Genomic DNA, 16887 nt, shown 5'->3' with positions numbered 1-16887 from the left:
CCGTCAGGGCGCCCCGTACCCGCCGCCGCCCGGCGTCTCCACGCGCAGCACGTCGCCGGGGCCGACGTCGACGCTGTCGCTGCCGGCGAGGTCGGTGACGGTGCCGTCGGCGCGTTCGACCGCGTTGCGCCCGAGGGCGCCGGGGGCGCCGCCCGCCATGCCGTAGGGCGGGACGCGGCGGTGGCCGGTCAGCAGCGCCACCGTCATGGGCTCCAGGAACGCCAGCCGGCGGACGACGCCCTCGCCGCCCCGCCAGCGCCCGGCGCCGCCGCTGCCGTCCCGGACGCGGAACTCCTCCACCCGCACCGGGTAGCGCCACTCCAGCACCTCGGGGTCGGTCAGCCGGGAGTTGGTCATGTGGGTCTGCACCGCGTCGGCGCCGGGGAAGCCGTCGCCCGCGCCGGAGCCGCTGGCCAACGTCTCGTAGTACTGGGCCCGTTCGTTGCCGAAGGTGACGTTGTTCATCGTGCCCGAGCCCTCCGCCTGGACGCCGAGCGCCGCGTAGAGGGCGCCGGTGACGGCCTGGGAGGTCTCCACGTTGCCGGCGACGGTCGCCGCCGGGTGGCGCGGGTCGAGCATCGACCCCGGCGGGACGCGGACCTCGACCGGCACCAGGCAGCCGCTGTTGAGCGGGATGTCGTCGGCGACCAGGGTGCGGAAGACGTACAGCACGGCGGCCAGCACGACCGCGCGGGGCGCGTTGGTGTTGCCCGGCTGCTGCGGGGAGGTGCCGGCGAAGTCGATCACGGCGCGGCGCGCGGCGCGGTCCACGGTGACGGCGACCTCGATGTGGGCGCCGGCGTCGGTCTCGTAACGGGAGCGGCCGTCCCGCAGCGTGGCGATGATCCGGCGCACCGCCTCCTCCGCGTTGTCCCGGACGTGCCCCATGTAGGCGTGCACGACGTCGAGGCCGAACTGGTCGATGACCGCGCGGAGTTCGGCGATGCCCCGCTCGTTGGCCGCGATCTGGGCGCGCAGGTCGGCCAGGTTGGCCTCCACGCCGCGCGAGGGGTGGGGGGCGGAGGTCAGCAGCGCGCGGGTCTCGGCCTCCCGCAGCCGGCCGCCGCCGACCAGCAGCCAGTTGTCGAAGAGCACGCCCTCCTCGTCGACGGTGCGGCTGAACGCGGGCATCGAGCCGGGGGTGATGCCGCCGATCTCGGCGTGGTGGCCCCGGGAGGCGACCAGGAACAGCAGCCGGTCGCCGTCGAAGACGGGGGTGACCACGGTGACGTCCGGCAGATGGGTGCCGCCGTGGAACGGGTCGTTGACGGCGATCACGTCGCCGGCGCGCAGCGCGCCCGCGCGGCGGCGCAGCACCTCCTTGACGGCCTCGCCCATCGAGCCGAGGTGGACGGGGATGTGCGGGGCGTTGGCGACGAGGTTGCCCTCCGCGTCGAAGAGGGCGCAGGAGAAGTCGAGGCGCTCCTTGATGTTGACGGAGTGCGCGGTGTTCTCCAGCGCCACGCCCATCTGTTCGGCGATGGACATGAAGAGGTTGTTGAAGACCTCAAGCCGCACCGGGTCGACGTCGGTGCCGACGGCGACGGCGCGGCGCCGGGGGGCGACCCGGTCCAGCAGCAGATGGCCCAGCTCGCCGACGCGGGCGCGCCAGCCGGGCTCCACGACGGTGGTGGCGTCGTCCTCGGCGACGATCGCCGGGCCCGTGACGGACTCGCCGGGGCGCAGCGCGGAGCGCCGGTGGAGCGGCACCCGCCGCCGGGCGCCCTCGGTCCACATCTCCACGGTGGTCGCGGGCTCCGGCTCGCCGGAGCCGGCCGGCGGCAGCGCGGGGCGGCCGAGGTGGCCGCCGGCCGCGCCGACCGCCTCCACGGCGACGACGGCGGCGACCAGCGGCTTGTCCATGGTGAAGCCGTAGCGGGCGGTGTGCAGCGCGGCGAACTCGGCGGCCATCGCCGCCGGTTCGGCCCACGCCACCGGCAGCGCCGCGTCCGTTCCCGCGTACCGCAGATGGAGGCGGACGGAGTGCCGCACGGCGTCCGCCGGCACGCCGTCGGCGCGCAGCGCGGCGACGGCCTCGGCGGTCAGCTCCTCGGCGGCGCGGGCCACCTCGGCGATCCCGGCGTCCGTCAGCTCGCTCTCCACCGAGCGCTCCCGCAGCGCGGTGGCGTCCGCGACGCCGATGCCGTAGGCCGAGAGCACCCCGGCCAGCGGCGGCACCACGACCGTCTCCACGCCCAGCGCGTCGGCGACCCGGCAGGCGTGCTGACCGCCGGCGCCACCGAAGCTGGCCAGCGCGTAACGGGTCACGTCGTGGCCGCGCTGCACGGAGATCTTCTTGACGGCGCCCGCCATGTCGAGGACCGCGATATCCAGGAACCCCTCGGCGACCTCCTCGGGTCCCCGGTCGTCGCCCGTGGCCTCGGCGATCTCGCGGGCCAGCGCGGTGAACCGTTCAACGACCACCTCCTCGTCCAGCGGCTGGTCGCCGTCGGGGCCGAAGACCCGGGGGAAGTGGTCGGGTTGGACACGTCCGAGCATCACCTGCGCGTCGGTGACGGCCAGCGGCCCGCCGCGCCGGTAGCAGGCCGGGCCCGGATGGGCGCCGGCGGAGTCGGGGCCCACGCGGTAACGGGCGCCGTCGAACCGCAGCAGGGAGCCGCCGCCGGCGGCGACCGTGTGGATGTCCATCATCGGCGCGCGCATCCGCACCCCTGCGACCTCGGTGCCCCACACCCGTTCCAGGGCGCCGGCGTAGTGCGAGACGTCCGTCGAGGTGCCGCCCATGTCGAAGCCGATCACCCGGTGGTGGCCGGCCTCGGCGCAGGACCGCGCCATCCCGACGACCCCGCCGGCCGGCCCGGAGAGCACCGCGTCCCGCCCCCGGAAGTGCCCCGCCTCCCGCAGCCCGCCGCCGGACTGCATGAACAGCAGCCGCACGCCGCGCAGTTCGTCGGCGACCCGCTCGACATAGCGGCGCAGCACCGGGGAGAGATAGGCGTCGACGACCGTGGTGTCGCCACGGGAGACCAGCTTGATCAACGGGCTGACCTCGTGCGAGCAGCTGACCTGCGTGAACCCCGCCTCCCTCGCCAGCGCGCCGACGGCCAGCTCGTGCGCGGGATGGCGGTAGCCGTGCATCAGCACCACGGCCGCCGCCCGGAAACCCTCGGCGCGGGCGGCGCGCAGCGCCTCGGCGACCGGCTCGGCCGCCAGCGGCCGGACGACGGCGCCGTCGGCGGCGAGCCGCTCGGGCACCTCGATCACCCGGTCGTAGAGCGCCTCGGGCAGCCGGATGTGGCGGTCGAAGAGATGCGGCCGGTTCTGGTAGGCGATGCGCAGCGCGTCGCGGAAGCCGGCGGTGGTGACCAGCACGGTGGGCTCGCCCCGGCGCTCCAGCAGGGCGTTGGTGGCGACGGTGGTGCCCATCTTCACGATCTCGACCCGCTCGGCCGGCACGGGCTCGCCGTCGGCCAGCCCCAGCATCCGGCGGATGCCGGCGACGGCGGCGTCCCGGTAGCGCTCCGGGGCGTGCGAGAGCAGCTTGTCGGTGACCAGCCGCCCGTCGGGGCGGCGCCCGACGACGTCCGTGAAGGTGCCACCCCGGTCGATCCAGAACTCCCAACGCCCGTCCATCACCCCATCCTGCCCCAGCGGGCCGCCCCGGTGGGTGGTTCCCCGCGCCCCCAGCACGTCGGTGGGCGGCTTGAGGGGCGCGAGGAACCGCGCGGTGCATGAGCGACGACCCGCAGACGACCACGCCCCCGCACCGGAACGGCGAGTAGTCGCCCCCCGTCAAGTCGCCCCCCGTCAAAGAGCCAGGCGGCAGCGCACCGCGCTGACCACGCCCGCCTGTTCGGCCGGATCGCTGGCGAGGCTGCGCATCCGTTCCAGCACCCGCGCGTCGCCCGTCGGCACGGACTCCGCGCCCAACTGGCGGGTCTCCTCCTCGCAGTCCCACAGGCACTCGACGGCGAGACCGTGCGCGAAGCCGGGGTCGGTCGCGGCCAGCGCGCGCGCCGCGTGGCCGCGCAACTGCGAGGAGGGCGTCTCGCGGTACAGGTGGCGCAGCACGGGAACGGCCGCGGTCACGCACAGCCGGCCGACGCCCTCCACCAGTGGGCCCAGCTCCCGGCCCTCGGCGCCGGGCGCCCGCACCGCCCGGTGGAGTGCGGCCAGCACGCGCGGCGCGTCGGTGGTGGTGCCGCGCCGTGCCAGCAGCGCAGCCGCCGTGGTGCCCAGCTCGTCGCCGCGGACCGCCCACGTCCTGGCCCGGTCGAGCACGCGGGGCCCGGCCATGCGGGAGAACGCGGTGAGCGCGGCCCTGCGCAACTGCGGATGGGCGGCCCCGGTGGCCGCCTCTATGAGGTCGAGGGCCCTGGCGTCGTCCCGGTCGGCGAGGTGGCGCAGCGCGGCGGCGCGGGGGGCGGGGTGGCCGCCGCCGGCGGCGGCCAGCAGCGCGGGACGGTCCTCGGGGCCGGCCACGGCGGCCAGGCAGCGGGCGGCCGGCGCCTCGCGCCACTGCGGCGGGGTCTGCTCGTGGCCGTCCCTGGCCCAGTCGAGGACGGAGGCGACGCTCCAGCCGGGGCGGGGTCCTGAGGGGCGGAGCTGGCGCTGCCAGCGGTCGAAGTCGCCGCGCTCCAGCGCGGCGGTCAGGCGTTTCCGTTGGGCGGGGCGCTCGGGGTCCTCGGCCCAGATCCGCCAGGGGCGTGGCTCGAACGAGTCGCGGACGGCGGCGGCCAGCGCGTCCTCGCCCTCGGTGGTGCGCGGGAAGCGCTCCAGGATGCGCGGGCCCAGGCCGCGCAGGCCGGCGTCGCTGTCGCGGACGGCCAACTCGTCGAGGGCCCACCGCCAGTTGGCGCCGCGCACGGCGTAGCCGCGCAGCAGCCGCAGGGCGTGGCCGCGGCCGTAGGTGGCGAGGTGGCCGAGGACGGAGAGGGCGAGTCCGGTGCGTTCCTCGCCACCGGTGGCGTCGTCGGCGTGGAAGAGGTGGTCGGTGAGCGGCCACAGGTCGGCGCCCAGCTCCAGGTAGAGCCGCGCGTAGTAGAGGGAACGGCGCTCCAGCTGCCAGTCGGCGCGGGGGTCGTGGAGCACGCAGTGCTCCAGCGCGGCCACCGCCTCGGACCTGGGAGCGGCCAGGGCGTGCAGCCACCCGTCACCGCGCCCCCGCTGGAGGAGGCCCAGGAGGGTCCCGCTGGGCGCTATGTCGGTTTCGGTCGGACTGGCGAACATATGAGTCAGCATCCGGTGCGTCGGTGTCGGTGGCAACGGGATTTCGGTGGGATGTCCCGAGACGGCTCCTTGCCGTCCCGAGGAGTTCTACACCCGGCGTGCCACCGTGCGCGCCCCGTGCGGCGGCTGAATCTCTTACGGAGCGGGTAGGGCTGTGCAACAGTCTGGAGTCGTCCGCGCCGACCGCTCCGGCCGTCAGGCCCGACTCGCCGTTTCGAGGTCAGCCATGCTCTCCTCCCAGAACCCCAAGCCACCGATCACGCCGCCGTTGGCGAAGCACCCCGCGGGGCCTTCCCTCGACGAGCTGGTGGTCCGCACCCGCCGGCTGCGGGACGATCTCGACGCCGCACGCCGCGCCGACCCGCGCGCCACGGCCGGGGAACCGGTGCGCCGGGCGGCGTGGGAGCTGGTCGGCGGCTGGCTCGACGACGTGGCAGAGCAGCTGCACGAGCTGCGCACCGCGCCGGGGCCCGCGGTGGGTGCGGCACCGGTGCCCCGGGTGGGCAGCGCCGAGTGGAACCTGCTGACGGACGGCGCGGTGTGGTCGGACGAGCTGTACGTGATCTTCGGGCGGGCGGTTGGCGAGGGCCCGCTCTCGCTGGACCAGCTGCCGTCGTTCCTGCCGCCGGAGGACCAGCCGGCGCTGACGGCCGCCGTCACCGGGTGCCTGGTGGACGGCCGGCCGATGGACTGCGAGTTCCGGATCACCCGGCCCGACGGCTCGCTGCGCGCGGTGCGGATGGCCGGGGAGCCGGTGCTGGACGACGACGGGGGCACGGTCGCGCTCTGGGCGATGATCAGGGACGTCGAGGTGGTGCGGCACCCCGTGCCCAGCCAGCGCCGGGCGCCGGCGCGGGTCAGCGGCGGGGGCGTGGCCGAAACGGCGGAGGGCGCCGACAGCGGGGTGGAACGCGCGCTGGCCGAGGTGGCGCGGGGGGCGGCGCCGCCGGCGCCCGGCGGCCTGGAGCTGGCCGCCCGCTATCTGCCGGCGGGGCGCGGCGCGCCGCTGACGGGAAAGTGGTGCGATTCGCTCGAACTACCGGGCGGGGCCAGCCTGTTGAGCGTCGGCGACCTGGCGGGGCGCGGGCCGGCCGCCGTGGCGGGCACGGCGACCGCGCTGGGCGCGATCCGGGGCATCGCGCTGGCCGGCCAGTCGCCGGCCGCGCTGCTCGGCCACCTCAACCAGCTGCTGGACCGTGGGGCGCACCCGGTGCTCGCCAGCGTGCTGTGCTGCCGCTACGAGCCGAGGGACGGCAGCCTGGTGTGGGCGCAGGCCGGCCATCCGGCGCCGCTGCTGTGCCGGGGCGGCACGGGGTGGGCGCTGCCGCGCCCGACGGGCACCCTGCTGGGCGCGGTCGGGGACACGGCGTACACGGAACGCACGGATCCGCTTCAGCCCGGGGACGTGCTGGTGCTCCATACTGATGGTCTGTTTTCGGACATCCCGGCGCGTGGAGTGACGGGCCACGCCGGGGACCACCGGCTGATCGGTCTGGCCGGCCGGCTGAGCGCCGCCGACAGCGCGGCCGAGTGCCTGCGGCTGATCGTCGAGGAGCGCGACGGCGGCGACGACGCCTGCGTGCTGGTCGCCCGCGTCGGGCGGTGAACGGCTCCCGCCCGCGGGGGCGCGCCGCCGCTGGCGTTCTCGCGGGCCGGTCCCGAGCCGAGCGGCATCGCCCGCGGGGGCGCGCCGCCGGCCGCCGTTCCCGCCCCGGTCGAGGGAACGGCGGCCGGCCCGCCCGACCCGGCGTTACACCAGGCGGGGGGGCGGGGCCTGGCGCGGCAGCGACTCCGCCAGCTCCTCCCGCAACTCCTCGATGCGGGCGTAGCCGGCGTAGTAGCCGGTCAGCCGGTACATCTCACGCAGCCGGTCCCAGGTGCGGTGCGAGGAGTTGTCCGACACCGAGGCCAGCGCCAACCGGGCGTAGCGGTCGGCCTGTTCGGGGTCGTCGCCGATGAAGCACGCGGAGGCCAGGGAGATCTGGTCGAAGATCTTGGCCCGCTTCAGCTCGCCGCCGCGCAGGACGAGCGCCTGCTTGGCGTGCCGCTCGGCGTGCGCCGCCGCCGAGGGGTCGTGCTCGGCGAGGGTGCGGTAGGCCAGGGCCTGCATCCCGTGCAGGTCCGCCTCGTCGAAGAGCTGCATCCAGCTGGGCGGCGGCACGTCGCCCCGGTCGGAGACGAACAGGTCCTCCGCCTCGCCCAGCGTGCGGCGCATCGCCTTGCCGTGACCCATCGAGGCGTGCGCCCACGCCTCGATGGTGCGCAGCATCGCCCGGGTGCGCGGCAGCGCCTCCCGTCCGACGCCCGCGTTGGCCAGCCGCATCAGGTCCAGGGCGTCGTCCGGCCGGCCCAGGTGGACCATCTGCCGCGCCGCCCTGGACAGGGCCTCGCCGGCGCGCGGCTGGTCGCCGCCCTCGCGGGCGGCGTGCGCCGCTATCACGAAGTACTTCTGCGCGGTGGCCTCAAGACCCACGTCGTGGGACATCCAGCCGGCGAGCACCGCCAGGTTGGCGGCCACTCCCCACAGCCGCCGGCGCAGGTGCTCCGGGTGCTGGTAGGCCAACAGCCCGCCCACCTCGTTGAGTTGGCCCACCACGGCCTTGCGTTGAAGCCCGCCGCCGCGCGCCGCGTCCCAGGCGCGGAACACCTCGACCGAGCGTTCGAGCGCCTCGATCTCCTCGGAGCCGACCGGGGCCGCCTCGTAGCGGTCGAGGCCGGGGTCGCCGGCGGGGAGGCCCGGGCGTGGCCCGCCCTCCGGGGTGGTGAGCCAGTCGTGCATGGCGTCGCTGAGTGCGGAGCCGGCGGCGAGCGCGGCTCCCGCGCCCACCATGCCACGTCGGTTCAGCATGAGGTCCATTCCCGTGAATTCGGTGAGGACCGCGGCCGTCCGCCAGGGGGTCCACGGAAGCCCGTGGAGCGTGGGCTGTCGTCCGCCGTTCCCTGGCCTGCGCAACCCGAGGTCCTCGATGGTCACGACACGGCCGAGTCGCTCGGTGAACAGCGTCGCCAGCACGTCGGGAACGGGGTCGCGCGGGGTCTCGCCGGTGTCGATCCACCGACGCACCCGCGAGGTGTCGGTGGCCAGCTGCGGAAAGCCCTGGGCCGCCGCCTGCCGGTTCACCAGCCTCGCGAGTTCCCCCTTGGACCACCCGGCGAGCCTGAAGAGGTCCGCCAGCCTGGTGTTGGGTCCTCTGTTCACGTCAAGCCCCCAGGATCTCGGCTGAGTTGACAGTAACCGCGGGAGGGCACCGACATGACAATTCGCCAGGGTTCGCCAGGGCCCGCCAGATGGTGTGCCACCCGTGGAAGGGGGTGGTGTGTCCTTGGCGCCACTCCGGCCAGGAAGCGGCGGGCACTTCCCCAGGGTGCCCCGGCACGGTCCGGCGCGGCGCCGCTCCGACTCGTCCGCCGCCACCGAAGGGACTCGGCCCGGTATGTACCCAGCACCCTCCCCCGTGGTAACCCGGCACCGGCCACCGCCCACCGGAACCGCCGGCGGTCCACGCGGCGCGCTCGTCGACGAACGACTGCGGCGGACCCGGCGCGCCGGCGCGCCGGTGCCGGTCGGCTCCCGGTTAGACCTCGCGGGGGCGGGCGGCGAACGGCTGCGGGTCGCGCTCGAAGCGGTGCAGCGGATCTGCCCGGAGTTCACCCCGGCGCGGGTGCTGCGGGACGCGGACGGCACGGTGGTCCTGGCCGGCATGGCCGGGCGGCGCGCGGCGGTCGCCAAGTGTGTGCTGGACCCGGGCGAGGAGCGCGGGGAACGGTTCGCGCGCGAGTTGGCGGTCAACCGCGCGTTTCTGCGTCACCGCCCCCCGGTGCGGGTGCCCCGGCTGATCGCCGACGGCGACCACACGCTGGTCACCGAGTTCGTGCCCGGGCGGGTGGCCTCGCCGCAGCGCCACCCCTCGCTGCCGCCGGCGTGGACCGACCTGCGGGCGACGCTGGCGGCCGTGCGGCGGATCAACGCCTGGCGGCCGGCCGCCGGGGTCTTCCCCGACGAGGTCAACCACGCGGCCCAGCTGGCGCGTTACCAGCCGTTCGGCCTGCTGACGGACCGCGATCTCAGCGACCTGAAAACGTTGCTCCACGACGTGTGCGGCCGGGGCGAGCCGCCGCGCGAGTTCGGCCACGGCGAGGCGCTGCCGCCGCACGTGCTGCTCTCCCCCACCGGGCCGGTGCTGGTCGACTGGACCTCGGCCGGGTGGCGGCTGCCCGGGTACGACCTGGCGACGCTGTGGGTGGCGCTGGGCGAGTCGCCGCTGGTGCGGCGGCAGATCAGCCAGTCGGCGCAGGCGGAGGGACGGCCGGCGCGGGACTGCTTCCTGATCAATCTGATGCTGGTGCTCGCCCGGGAGATCCGCCACTGCGAGCTGGCCGTCCGCCGGGCCATGGACCGCCCGGGCAGCGCCTCGGCCGACCGCTCGGGCGGGCCCGCGCCCGGCGAGGAGAAGCGGCTGCTGCTGCGCCGGCTCCACGACGACTGGGCACTGACCCGCCGCGCGATCCGGGCGGCCGTCGGCACCAGGTAGGCGCCGGGAGGGACCGGGCGGACGGGATGCGGGCCGGGCGGACCGGGCGGACCTGACGGGCCGGAACGGGTGAGGGGAACGAACGCCGCCCGGCCGGCGCCTCGCGGGGGAGGGCGACGGCCGGGCGGGGCGCGCGGGGGCGCGGGGGCTCGCGCGCGGTGGCGGGTCTGGCGGTGTCGCGCCCCGCGCCGGGTCCGCGACTCCGGGCCGCGTGCGGGGAATCGCTCCCCGCTCCCGAAGTCCGGGGCGGGGCCCGGGCGCGGGGCCCCCGGCGTGAGACGTTCCATTGACGGGTGGCGCTGACCTGCGCGACAGTGCGGAGCGCACCGCCCTCCCAAGGAGCTGTCGTGAACCACGCCCCCCGCGGCCCCGCGTCGTTCTCCTCCCCGCTGACGGGGATGGACCGAGGGCGCTGGGAGGAGACCGCCGACCGGCTGCTGGCGGCGCTCGCCCCGTTCGCCGTCCACGGCGGCGCCGGCTACCGGCTTCCGGGCCCCGCCAGCGGGTCGGGCCCGGCCAGCGACGCGCTTGAGGCGTACGCCCGCACCTTTCTGCTGGCCGCCTTCCGCGCCGCCCACGCCCGGCAGTCGCACGCCGAGCGGCTGCTGGCGCCGTACGCCGCCGGGCTGGCGCACGGCGCCGACCCGGGCGCGCCGGGCGGCTGGCCGCGCCCCGCCGAGCTGCCGCAGGCCAGGGTCGAGGCCGCGGCGCTGGTCGTGGCGCTGCACGAGTCGCGCGGGCTGCTCTGGGAGCGGTTGGACGAACGGGCCAGGGGCCACGCCGTCGACTGGCTCAGCGAGGTCGCCGAGGCGCCCGTGCCGCGGAACAACTGGCTGTGGTTCCGCGCGGTGGTCGCCGCCTTCCTCCGCTCGGTGGGCGCCCCGCACTCCGCCTCCGACATCGCCGAGGCCGTGGAACGCACCGAGGACTGGTACGCCGGCGACGGCTGGTACAGCGACGGCAGCCGCGGCCCCGGCCAGCACCGGAACTTCGACCACTACAACGGGTGGGCGATGCATCTCTTCCCGCTCTGGTACTGCCGGATCTCCGGCACGGCGGCGGAGCCGGGGCTGCTCGACCGCTACCGGGAGCGGCTGCGCCGCCATCTCGCCGACGCCGTCCATCTGATCGGCGGCGACGGCGCGCCGCTCTTCCAGGGGCGGTCGCTGATCTACCGGTTCGCCACGGCGGCGCCGCTCTTCGCCGGCGCGCTGTTCGACGCCACCCCGCTCTCCCCCGGGCTGACCCGCAGGGCCGCCAGCGGCACGCTGCGTTCGTTCCTCGACCGGGGCGCGGTCGACGAACGGGGGCTGCTGCCCGCCGGCTGGCACGGGCGTTTCGACCCGCTGCGGCAGAGCTACTCGGGCCCCGGCTCCCCGTACTGGGCCAGCCAGGGCTTCGCCGGGCTGCTGCTGCCGCCCGACCACCCCGTCTGGACCGAGCCGGAGGAACGACTGCCCGTCGAACGAGGGGACTTCACCCGCACCGTCGGCCCGCCCGGCTGGCTGGTCTCCGGCACCGTGGCGGACGGGGTGGTCAGGGTGGTCAACCACGGCACCGACCACACCCCGCCCGACCGCCCGGCGCGCGACGACCCGAGCTACGCGCGGCTGGCCTACTCCACGCACACGGGCCCCGACCTCGGCCCGCCCGACCCGTGGCACGACGACCCCGAGGCCGGGTTCCGGGACGGGGACGCCCGTGCCGACCAGGGCCCGGACAACCGGGTCGCGCTGGTCGACGCCGAAGGGCGGCTCTCCCACCGCAGCCCGCTGCGCCGCGGGGAGGTCGAGGCGCCGGCGGCCGTCTCCGAGCACGTCCCCCACTGGCCGGTGGCCGGCGTCCCGGAGCGCGAACGGTGGCCGGCGGGACCGCCGTTGGTGACCGCCTCACTGGTCAAGGGCGCCTGGGAGGTCCGGGTGGTGGAGGTCGCGGGGGACGACCGACTGGTCAGTGTCGGCGGCCACGCGCTGGCCGCGCCCCTCCCTCCTCTGGGCGCGACCACGGCGCGCGCGGTCCTGCTGGCCCGCGAGGACGGGTTGACCAGTGCGCTGGCGGTGCTCACCGAGACGCCGGCCGCGCTCGCCGAGCACCGCGAGGAGGGGCGCAACGCCTTCGGCGCGCACAGCGCGACGCCCGTCTACCGCGCCACCGGCCCGCTGCACGCGGTCGGCGTCTTTCTCGGAGTCCACCGCGAGCCCGGCCCGCCCGTTCCGCCCCGGGTGCTCCTCTCCCCCGGGCGCGCGACGGTGGAGTGGCCCGACGGCACGTCCGACACGGTGCGTTGGCGCTCCCCCCGACGCGCCCTCCCGGGTCGGCGGGAGGACTGACGGGAGGACTGACGGGTGGACTGACGGGGCGTCAGTCGCGCCGCCCGCTCACCGTGACGAAGGAGTGCGGGGGCAGGGTCAGCGTCAACGCGCCCTTCTCCACGCCCAGTTCGGTGAACGGGCGGGCGGAGACCGGGCTGCGCTCCGGGGTGTTGTGGTCCTGGAGCCGGTCGGCGGTCAGGATGCGGGCGGTCGGCTCGGCGAGGGTCCCGCCGCGCAGGTCGAGGGTGACCTCGGCCGGCCGGTCGGCGTCGAGATTGGTCAGGGAGACCAGCACCGCGCCGTCCCGGACGCTGGCCGAGGCGGAGAGAGTGGTCAACGAGGTGTCGCCGACCTGGCGTCGCGCGTCGTCCGAAGTGGTCAGGTGAACGGGCAGCGAGGTGGCGTCCTGGTGCCCCTTGTTCATCTCGAAGACGTGGTAGGTCGGCGTGCGGACCAGCTGGTCACCATCGGTGAGCAGCACCGACTGGAGGACGTTGACGGTCTGGGCGAGGTTGGCCATCGCCAGCCGCTCGGCGTGCCGGTGGAAGATGTCGAAGTGGGTGCTGGCCACCAACGCGTCGCGCAGCGTGTTCTGTTGGAAGAGGAAGCCCGGGTTGGTGCCGGGCTCGACATCGAACCAGGTGCCCCACTCGTCGACGACCAGGCCGACCCGGCGCGCCGGGTCGTAGGCGTCCATCACCGTGGAGTGCCCCTGGATGATCCGGTCCATCCGCGCGGCGGCGGCCATGGTGCGGTAGTAGTCCTCGGTGGTGAACTCCGTCGCGCTGCCCTTCGCCTCCCAGGGGCCCGTCAGGGTGTAGTAGTGCACGGAGAGCGCCTGGAAGAAGTTCTTCGGGGTGGCCTCGCAGCCGAAGCAGCTGATCTGCCGCATCAGCGTCTCGGTCCAGGCGTAGTCGGCGTCGGAGGCGCCGGCGGCGATCCGGTAGAGCGTGTTGTCGCCGTGGTCACGGCAGTAGGTCGCGTACTGGCGGGCCAGGTCCGCGTAGTAGTCGGCGCGCATGTTGCCGCCGCAGCCCCAGGCCTCGTTGCCCAGTCCCCAGAACCGCACGCGCCACGGCTCCTCGCGACCGTTGGCCCTGCGCAGCGCCACCATGGGGCTGTCCCCGTCGCGGGTGAGGTACTCCACCCACTCGCTCATCTCACGCACGGTGCCGCTGCCGACGTTGCCGCTGATGTAGGGCTCGGCGCCCAGTAGTTCGCACAGGGCCAGGAACTCGTGGGTGCCGAAGTGGTTGTTCTCCTCCACGTTCCCCCAGTGGGTGTTGACCATCCGGGGGCGGTCCTCGCGCGGGCCGATGCCGTCCTTCCAGTGGTACTCGTCGGCGAAACAGCCGCCGGGCCAGCGGAGGTTGGGGATGTCCAACGCGCGCAGCGCCTCGACGACGTCCAGCCGCAGGCCCCCCTCGTTCGGGATCGGCGAGTCCTCCCCGACCCACAGGCCGCCGTAGACGCAGCGCCCGAGGTGCTCGGCGAAGTGGCCGTAGAGGTGGCGGCTGATGACCGGCCCCTCGATGTCCAGGTTGATGATCGCCCTGCCGCTGCTGCCGGACATGCGGTTGCTCCTCGTCGCTGGGCCGCGTCGCTGGTCGACGTCTTGTATCGATAAAAACTGGCACGGCGCCCCCGAGGCGTCAAGGGTCGCGGCGCCGGACGGGCGGAGCCGTTGACGGCGCCCCCGCGTCCCGCTACATTTGCGTTGTTGCTTAATTAAGGAGTTCCGAAAATGCAGGACACCTCCCGGACTCTCGACCTCGTCTTCGGTGCCCTCGCCGATCCGCGCCGGCGCGCGATGCTGGCGCGGCTGAGCCACGGCCCGGTCACCGCCGGGGAGTTGGCGGAGCCGCTGCGGATCAGCAGGCCGGCCGTCTCGCAGCACCTCAAGGTCCTGGAGACGGCGGGGCTCGTGGTGCGCGGCCGAAGCGCCCAGTGGCGCACGTGCGCCCTGCGCACCGAGCCGCTCGACGAGGTGTCCGCGTGGCTGGACCAGCAACGGACCGTGTGGGAGCAGAGCTTCGACAACCTGGAGGACCGGCTGCGGGAGATGCGGCGCGAACGGGCCACCGGGACGGCGGAGGAACAGCGCGACAGGGAAGAGACGGACTGATGCACCGAGACACCCGACCGGACGACGAGACGCCGGGCTTCACACTCACCCGGGTGCTGGACGCACCCCGCGACCTCGTGTGGCGGGCGTGGACCGAACCCGACGAGATGGCCCGGTGGTTCCACCCCCGGGGGATGACCTCGCCGCGCGAGCACGTCCACGCGGACCTGCGGGTCGGCGGTCGCTACGCGTACGTGATGGTCTCCGACGCCACCGGGGAGCGCACCCCGACCGGCGGGGTCTATCTGGAGATCGCCGCCCCCGAGCGCCTGGTCTTCACCTGGGGCCACCCGGAGGCGGCGGCCGAGGACTCGCCCGTCGTCACGGTGGACCTCGACGACCTCGGCGACAGGACCGGGATGACCTTCCGCCTCCGGGGGGTGCCGGGACGGCCGGGAGACGACTCCGTGTACGACGGCTGGTCCTCCGCCCTCGACGTCCTCACCGAAGCCCTGGCCGGCGGCCCCGGCCACCGGGCTTAGGCGGTGCGCGCCATGCGCCCCGACGACGTGCGGGAGGTCCTGACCCGCCCCCTCGCGTGCGCGCTCCTCGCCTCCCGGGCACCCGCGCGGCTCGCCTATGTCGCGCGGGACGGCACGCCCCGGGTGATCCCGATCGGTCACCACTGGGACGGCACCCGGTTCCTGATGTTCACCGCCACCGACGCCCCGAAGGCGCGGGCCCTGGAGGCCAGGCCCGAGGTGGCCCTCACCCTGGACACCGAGGGCTTCCCGCCGCGCGCGCTGCTGGTGCGGGGCACCGCGCGGCTGGAGACGGTCGACGGGGTGCCGGAGGAGTTCCTCGACGCGAGCGCCCCCGCGGGTGCCGAGGAACGGGCCGCGTTCGCGGCCGAGGCCCGTTCCCTCTACCGACGGATGACGCGGATCGCGGTCACCCCGGAGTGGGCGAAGCTGTTGGACTTCGAGACCACGCTGCCCAGCGCCCTTGAGAAGCTCGCCGCGGCACGCGACGGGGGTGGTTGACCGGCACCGCACGCGGGAGGGGCCGCCGCCGGCCCTGGGTATCGTTGCCGGGCGGGGGCCGCCGGGCACGGACGGCCCGGGGCCGAGGAGGTGGCCGGTTCGTGGTGACGATGAGCGACGTGGCGCGGGCCGCCGGGGTGTCGGCGATGACGGTCTCCAACGTCATCAACGGCCACCCCCACGTCAGCGAGGAGACCAGACGGCGGGTGGCGGAGGCGGTCGACCGGCTCGGCTACCGGATGAACTACGCCGCGCGCCACCTGCGTTCCGGCACCACGGGGGTGATCGGCCTGGCCGTCCCCGGCATCGACCAGCCCTACTACGGCCATCTCGCCGCGCTGGTGATCGCGGGGGCGCGGCGCCTCGGGTACCGGGTGGCGGTCGAGCAGACCGGCGCCTCGCGCGAGGGCGAGACGGAGGCGCTGGCCCACTCCCGGTTGCGGACCTACGACGGGCTGATCATGGCCACCGTGGAGCTCGGCGAGGAGGACGGCGGCGCGCTCTTCGCCGACTTTCCCGTGGTCACGCTGGGCGAAAGGTTCCGGGGCGCGCACGTGGACCACGTCGGCATGGCCAACTTCGAGGGCGCGGGTGACGCCACGCGCCACCTGCTGGAGCGCGGCTGCCGCCGGATCGCCGTGATCGGCGGGCGCGCGGAGGGCGAGAGCGGCGCGGCGACGTTGCGCACCGCCGGCCATCTGGCCGCTCTCGCCGACGCCGGGGTGGCGCGCGACGACGCGCTGCTCGCCGGCTGCGCCTTCACCACGGCGGGAGGCGCCGAGGCGGTGCGCCGACTGCGGGACGGCGGCGTGCCGTTCGACGGCGCGCTCTGTCTGACCGACTCGCTGGCGCTCGGGGTGGTGCGCGGCCTGCGGGACGCGGGACTCTCCGTGCCGGGGGACGTGCTGGTGGTCGGCTTCGACGACATCCCGGGGGCCGCCTACGCGGTGCCCTCCCTGACCACCGTGGCACCCGGTCACGCCGAGATGGTCGCCGCGGCGCTGGAGATGCTGACCGAACGGATCGCCGGCCGCCGGCCGGCGGGCGAGGTCCGGAGCTTCACGGGGCCGCACCGCCTGGTGGTGCGCGAGTCGACCACCCGTTGAACGCCCGTCACCAGACGGGAGCGACTCAGCGCTGGAACATCTCGGCGGGCAGCGGTTTCAACAACTGGTAAAGCTCGTCGGTGATCGGCCGTTCCCAACTGGCGATGGTCACCAACACGCCGTCGCTGCGGTCGAACTGCACACAGGCCACCCGGCCCTCGCTGCACAGCACCCGGCGGACGATCAGCAGGTTCCCGTCGTGCATCACGGGTACCTCCTCGGTGCCCGTGCAGGTGACCTCCTCGTTCATCTCCAGCGCCGACATCAGCTGGTGCACCTCGAACGGCGCCTCGTCGTCGGCGCGTTCCCTCGCCGGCGAGCCCTCGGGGAGGTTGCCGATGATCATGGCCGGGCCCCTCCCGCCGAAGAGGTCGTACCGCAGCACGACGCCCTGACAGCTGCCGTCCGGCGCGGGCAGCAGGCCGGCGCCGAGCACCCCGGGCCAGTCCCCCGGGTCCATGGCCAGCACGTCGAAGTCGGGCCCGGCGGGGGATGCTGCGTTGCGGCGGCGGAGGAAGGACATGGGGGCCATCGTACGTCGGTGACCCGCGTTCCCCGGCAGTCAGGTCGGACGGCGGGACGCGGGGCGAACCGCGGTCAGGGCACCGGTGGAAGGCGGTCGACCGCGCGTCGGGGGAC

Annotated in this window: 12 protein-coding genes; 7 read left to right on the top strand and 5 right to left on the bottom strand. The window is 75.3% G+C overall.

Annotation, left to right across the window (positions count from 1 at the left end):
* Positions 1 to 3: 3 nt before the first annotated feature.
* Both FH715_RS18755 and FH715_RS18750 read right to left on the bottom strand, forming a co-directional pair.
* A complete protein-coding gene (locus FH715_RS18755) occupies positions 4 to 3594 on the bottom strand; it encodes a hydantoinase B/oxoprolinase family protein (protein ID WP_139646823.1) in 3591 nt (1196 codons plus the stop codon).
* 174 nt (positions 3595 to 3768) lie between these two features.
* Positions 3769 to 5190 (bottom strand): HEAT repeat domain-containing protein, encoded by a 1422-nt coding sequence (locus FH715_RS18750; protein WP_139646819.1) that lies wholly within the window; start codon positions 5188 to 5190, stop codon positions 3769 to 3771.
* A 226-nt stretch (positions 5191 to 5416) separates the two neighbouring features.
* On the opposite strand from FH715_RS18750, the gene FH715_RS18745 reads away from it, so the two are divergent.
* Positions 5417 to 6796, top strand: coding sequence for a PP2C family protein-serine/threonine phosphatase (locus FH715_RS18745; protein WP_139646817.1), 1380 nt, complete (start codon positions 5417 to 5419; stop codon positions 6794 to 6796).
* Between the two features lie 144 nt (positions 6797 to 6940).
* Here FH715_RS18745 and FH715_RS18740 read toward each other — a convergent pair whose 3' ends face one another.
* Positions 6941 to 8389 carry a DNA-binding protein NsdB gene (locus FH715_RS18740; protein WP_139646815.1) on the bottom strand — a complete coding sequence of 483 codons (1449 nt, stop codon included), beginning with the start codon at positions 8387 to 8389 and terminating at the stop codon, positions 6941 to 6943.
* 235 nt (positions 8390 to 8624) lie between these two features.
* On the opposite strand from FH715_RS18740, the gene FH715_RS18735 reads away from it, so the two are divergent.
* The gene (locus FH715_RS18735) at positions 8625 to 9722 is read left to right on the top strand and encodes an aminoglycoside phosphotransferase family protein (protein WP_139646813.1); all 1098 of its coding nucleotides are present in this window, start codon (positions 8625 to 8627) and stop codon (positions 9720 to 9722) included.
* 347 nt (positions 9723 to 10069) lie between these two features.
* On the top strand, positions 10070 to 12052 hold the full coding sequence (locus tag FH715_RS18730) for a DUF2264 domain-containing protein (RefSeq protein ID WP_246108834.1): 1983 nt from the start codon (positions 10070 to 10072) through the stop codon (positions 12050 to 12052).
* 31 nt (positions 12053 to 12083) lie between these two features.
* Here the strand turns inward: FH715_RS18730 and FH715_RS18725 are convergent, their stop codons facing one another.
* Positions 12084 to 13607, bottom strand: coding sequence for an alpha-N-arabinofuranosidase (locus FH715_RS18725; protein WP_139646811.1), 1524 nt, complete (start codon positions 13605 to 13607; stop codon positions 12084 to 12086).
* Positions 13608 to 13778: 171 nt separating this feature from the next.
* Here FH715_RS18725 and FH715_RS18720 point away from each other — a divergent pair, with 171 nt between their 5' ends.
* From FH715_RS18720 to FH715_RS18705, 4 genes are all read left to right on the top strand, one after another.
* Positions 13779 to 14159, top strand: coding sequence for an ArsR/SmtB family transcription factor (locus FH715_RS18720; protein WP_139646809.1), 381 nt, complete (start codon positions 13779 to 13781; stop codon positions 14157 to 14159).
* The gene (locus FH715_RS18715) at positions 14159 to 14641 is read left to right on the top strand and encodes an SRPBCC family protein (RefSeq protein WP_139646807.1); all 483 of its coding nucleotides are present in this window, start codon (positions 14159 to 14161) and stop codon (positions 14639 to 14641) included. The genes FH715_RS18720 and FH715_RS18715 overlap by 1 nt, the downstream gene beginning before the upstream one ends.
* A gap of 12 nt (positions 14642 to 14653) precedes the next feature.
* Positions 14654 to 15142 carry a pyridoxamine 5'-phosphate oxidase family protein gene (locus FH715_RS18710; protein ID WP_139646805.1) on the top strand — a complete coding sequence of 163 codons (489 nt, stop codon included), beginning with the start codon at positions 14654 to 14656 and terminating at the stop codon, positions 15140 to 15142.
* A 110-nt stretch (positions 15143 to 15252) separates the two neighbouring features.
* The gene (locus FH715_RS18705) at positions 15253 to 16248 is read left to right on the top strand and encodes a LacI family DNA-binding transcriptional regulator (RefSeq protein WP_139646908.1); all 996 of its coding nucleotides are present in this window, start codon (positions 15253 to 15255) and stop codon (positions 16246 to 16248) included.
* 25 nt (positions 16249 to 16273) lie between these two features.
* Here the strand turns inward: FH715_RS18705 and FH715_RS18700 are convergent, their stop codons facing one another.
* Complete coding sequence (locus tag FH715_RS18700; RefSeq protein WP_139646803.1) at positions 16274 to 16771, bottom strand: hypothetical protein; 498 nt, start codon at positions 16769 to 16771, stop codon at positions 16274 to 16276.
* Between the last annotated feature and the right edge of the window lie 116 nt (positions 16772 to 16887).

Origin of the sequence: Streptomyces sedi (assembly GCF_006335015.1) — a bacterium.
Lineage (GTDB): Bacteria > Actinomycetota > Actinomycetes > Streptomycetales > Streptomycetaceae > Streptomyces > Streptomyces sedi.
The sequence above is the reverse complement of the archived record's forward strand: the minus strand, read 5'-3'. Positions and strand labels throughout refer to the sequence as shown.

Coding starts and splice junctions, on each gene's coding strand:
- FH715_RS18755 (WP_139646823.1), bottom strand. CDS start 3,594: ATGGACGGGCGTTGGGAGTTCTGGATCGACCGGGGTGGCACCTTCACG.
- FH715_RS18750 (WP_139646819.1), bottom strand. CDS start 5,190: ATGTTCGCCAGTCCGACCGAAACCGACATAGCGCCCAGCGGGACCCTC.
- FH715_RS18745 (WP_139646817.1), top strand. CDS start 5,417: ATGCTCTCCTCCCAGAACCCCAAGCCACCGATCACGCCGCCGTTGGCG.
- FH715_RS18735 (WP_139646813.1), top strand. CDS start 8,625: ATGTACCCAGCACCCTCCCCCGTGGTAACCCGGCACCGGCCACCGCCC.
- FH715_RS18725 (WP_139646811.1), bottom strand. CDS start 13,607: ATGTCCGGCAGCAGCGGCAGGGCGATCATCAACCTGGACATCGAGGGG.
- FH715_RS18720 (WP_139646809.1), top strand. CDS start 13,779: ATGCAGGACACCTCCCGGACTCTCGACCTCGTCTTCGGTGCCCTCGCC.
- FH715_RS18715 (WP_139646807.1), top strand. CDS start 14,159: ATGCACCGAGACACCCGACCGGACGACGAGACGCCGGGCTTCACACTC.
- FH715_RS18710 (WP_139646805.1), top strand. CDS start 14,654: ATGCGCCCCGACGACGTGCGGGAGGTCCTGACCCGCCCCCTCGCGTGC.
- FH715_RS18705 (WP_139646908.1), top strand. CDS start 15,253: ATGAGCGACGTGGCGCGGGCCGCCGGGGTGTCGGCGATGACGGTCTCC.
- FH715_RS18700 (WP_139646803.1), bottom strand. CDS start 16,771: ATGTCCTTCCTCCGCCGCCGCAACGCAGCATCCCCCGCCGGGCCCGAC.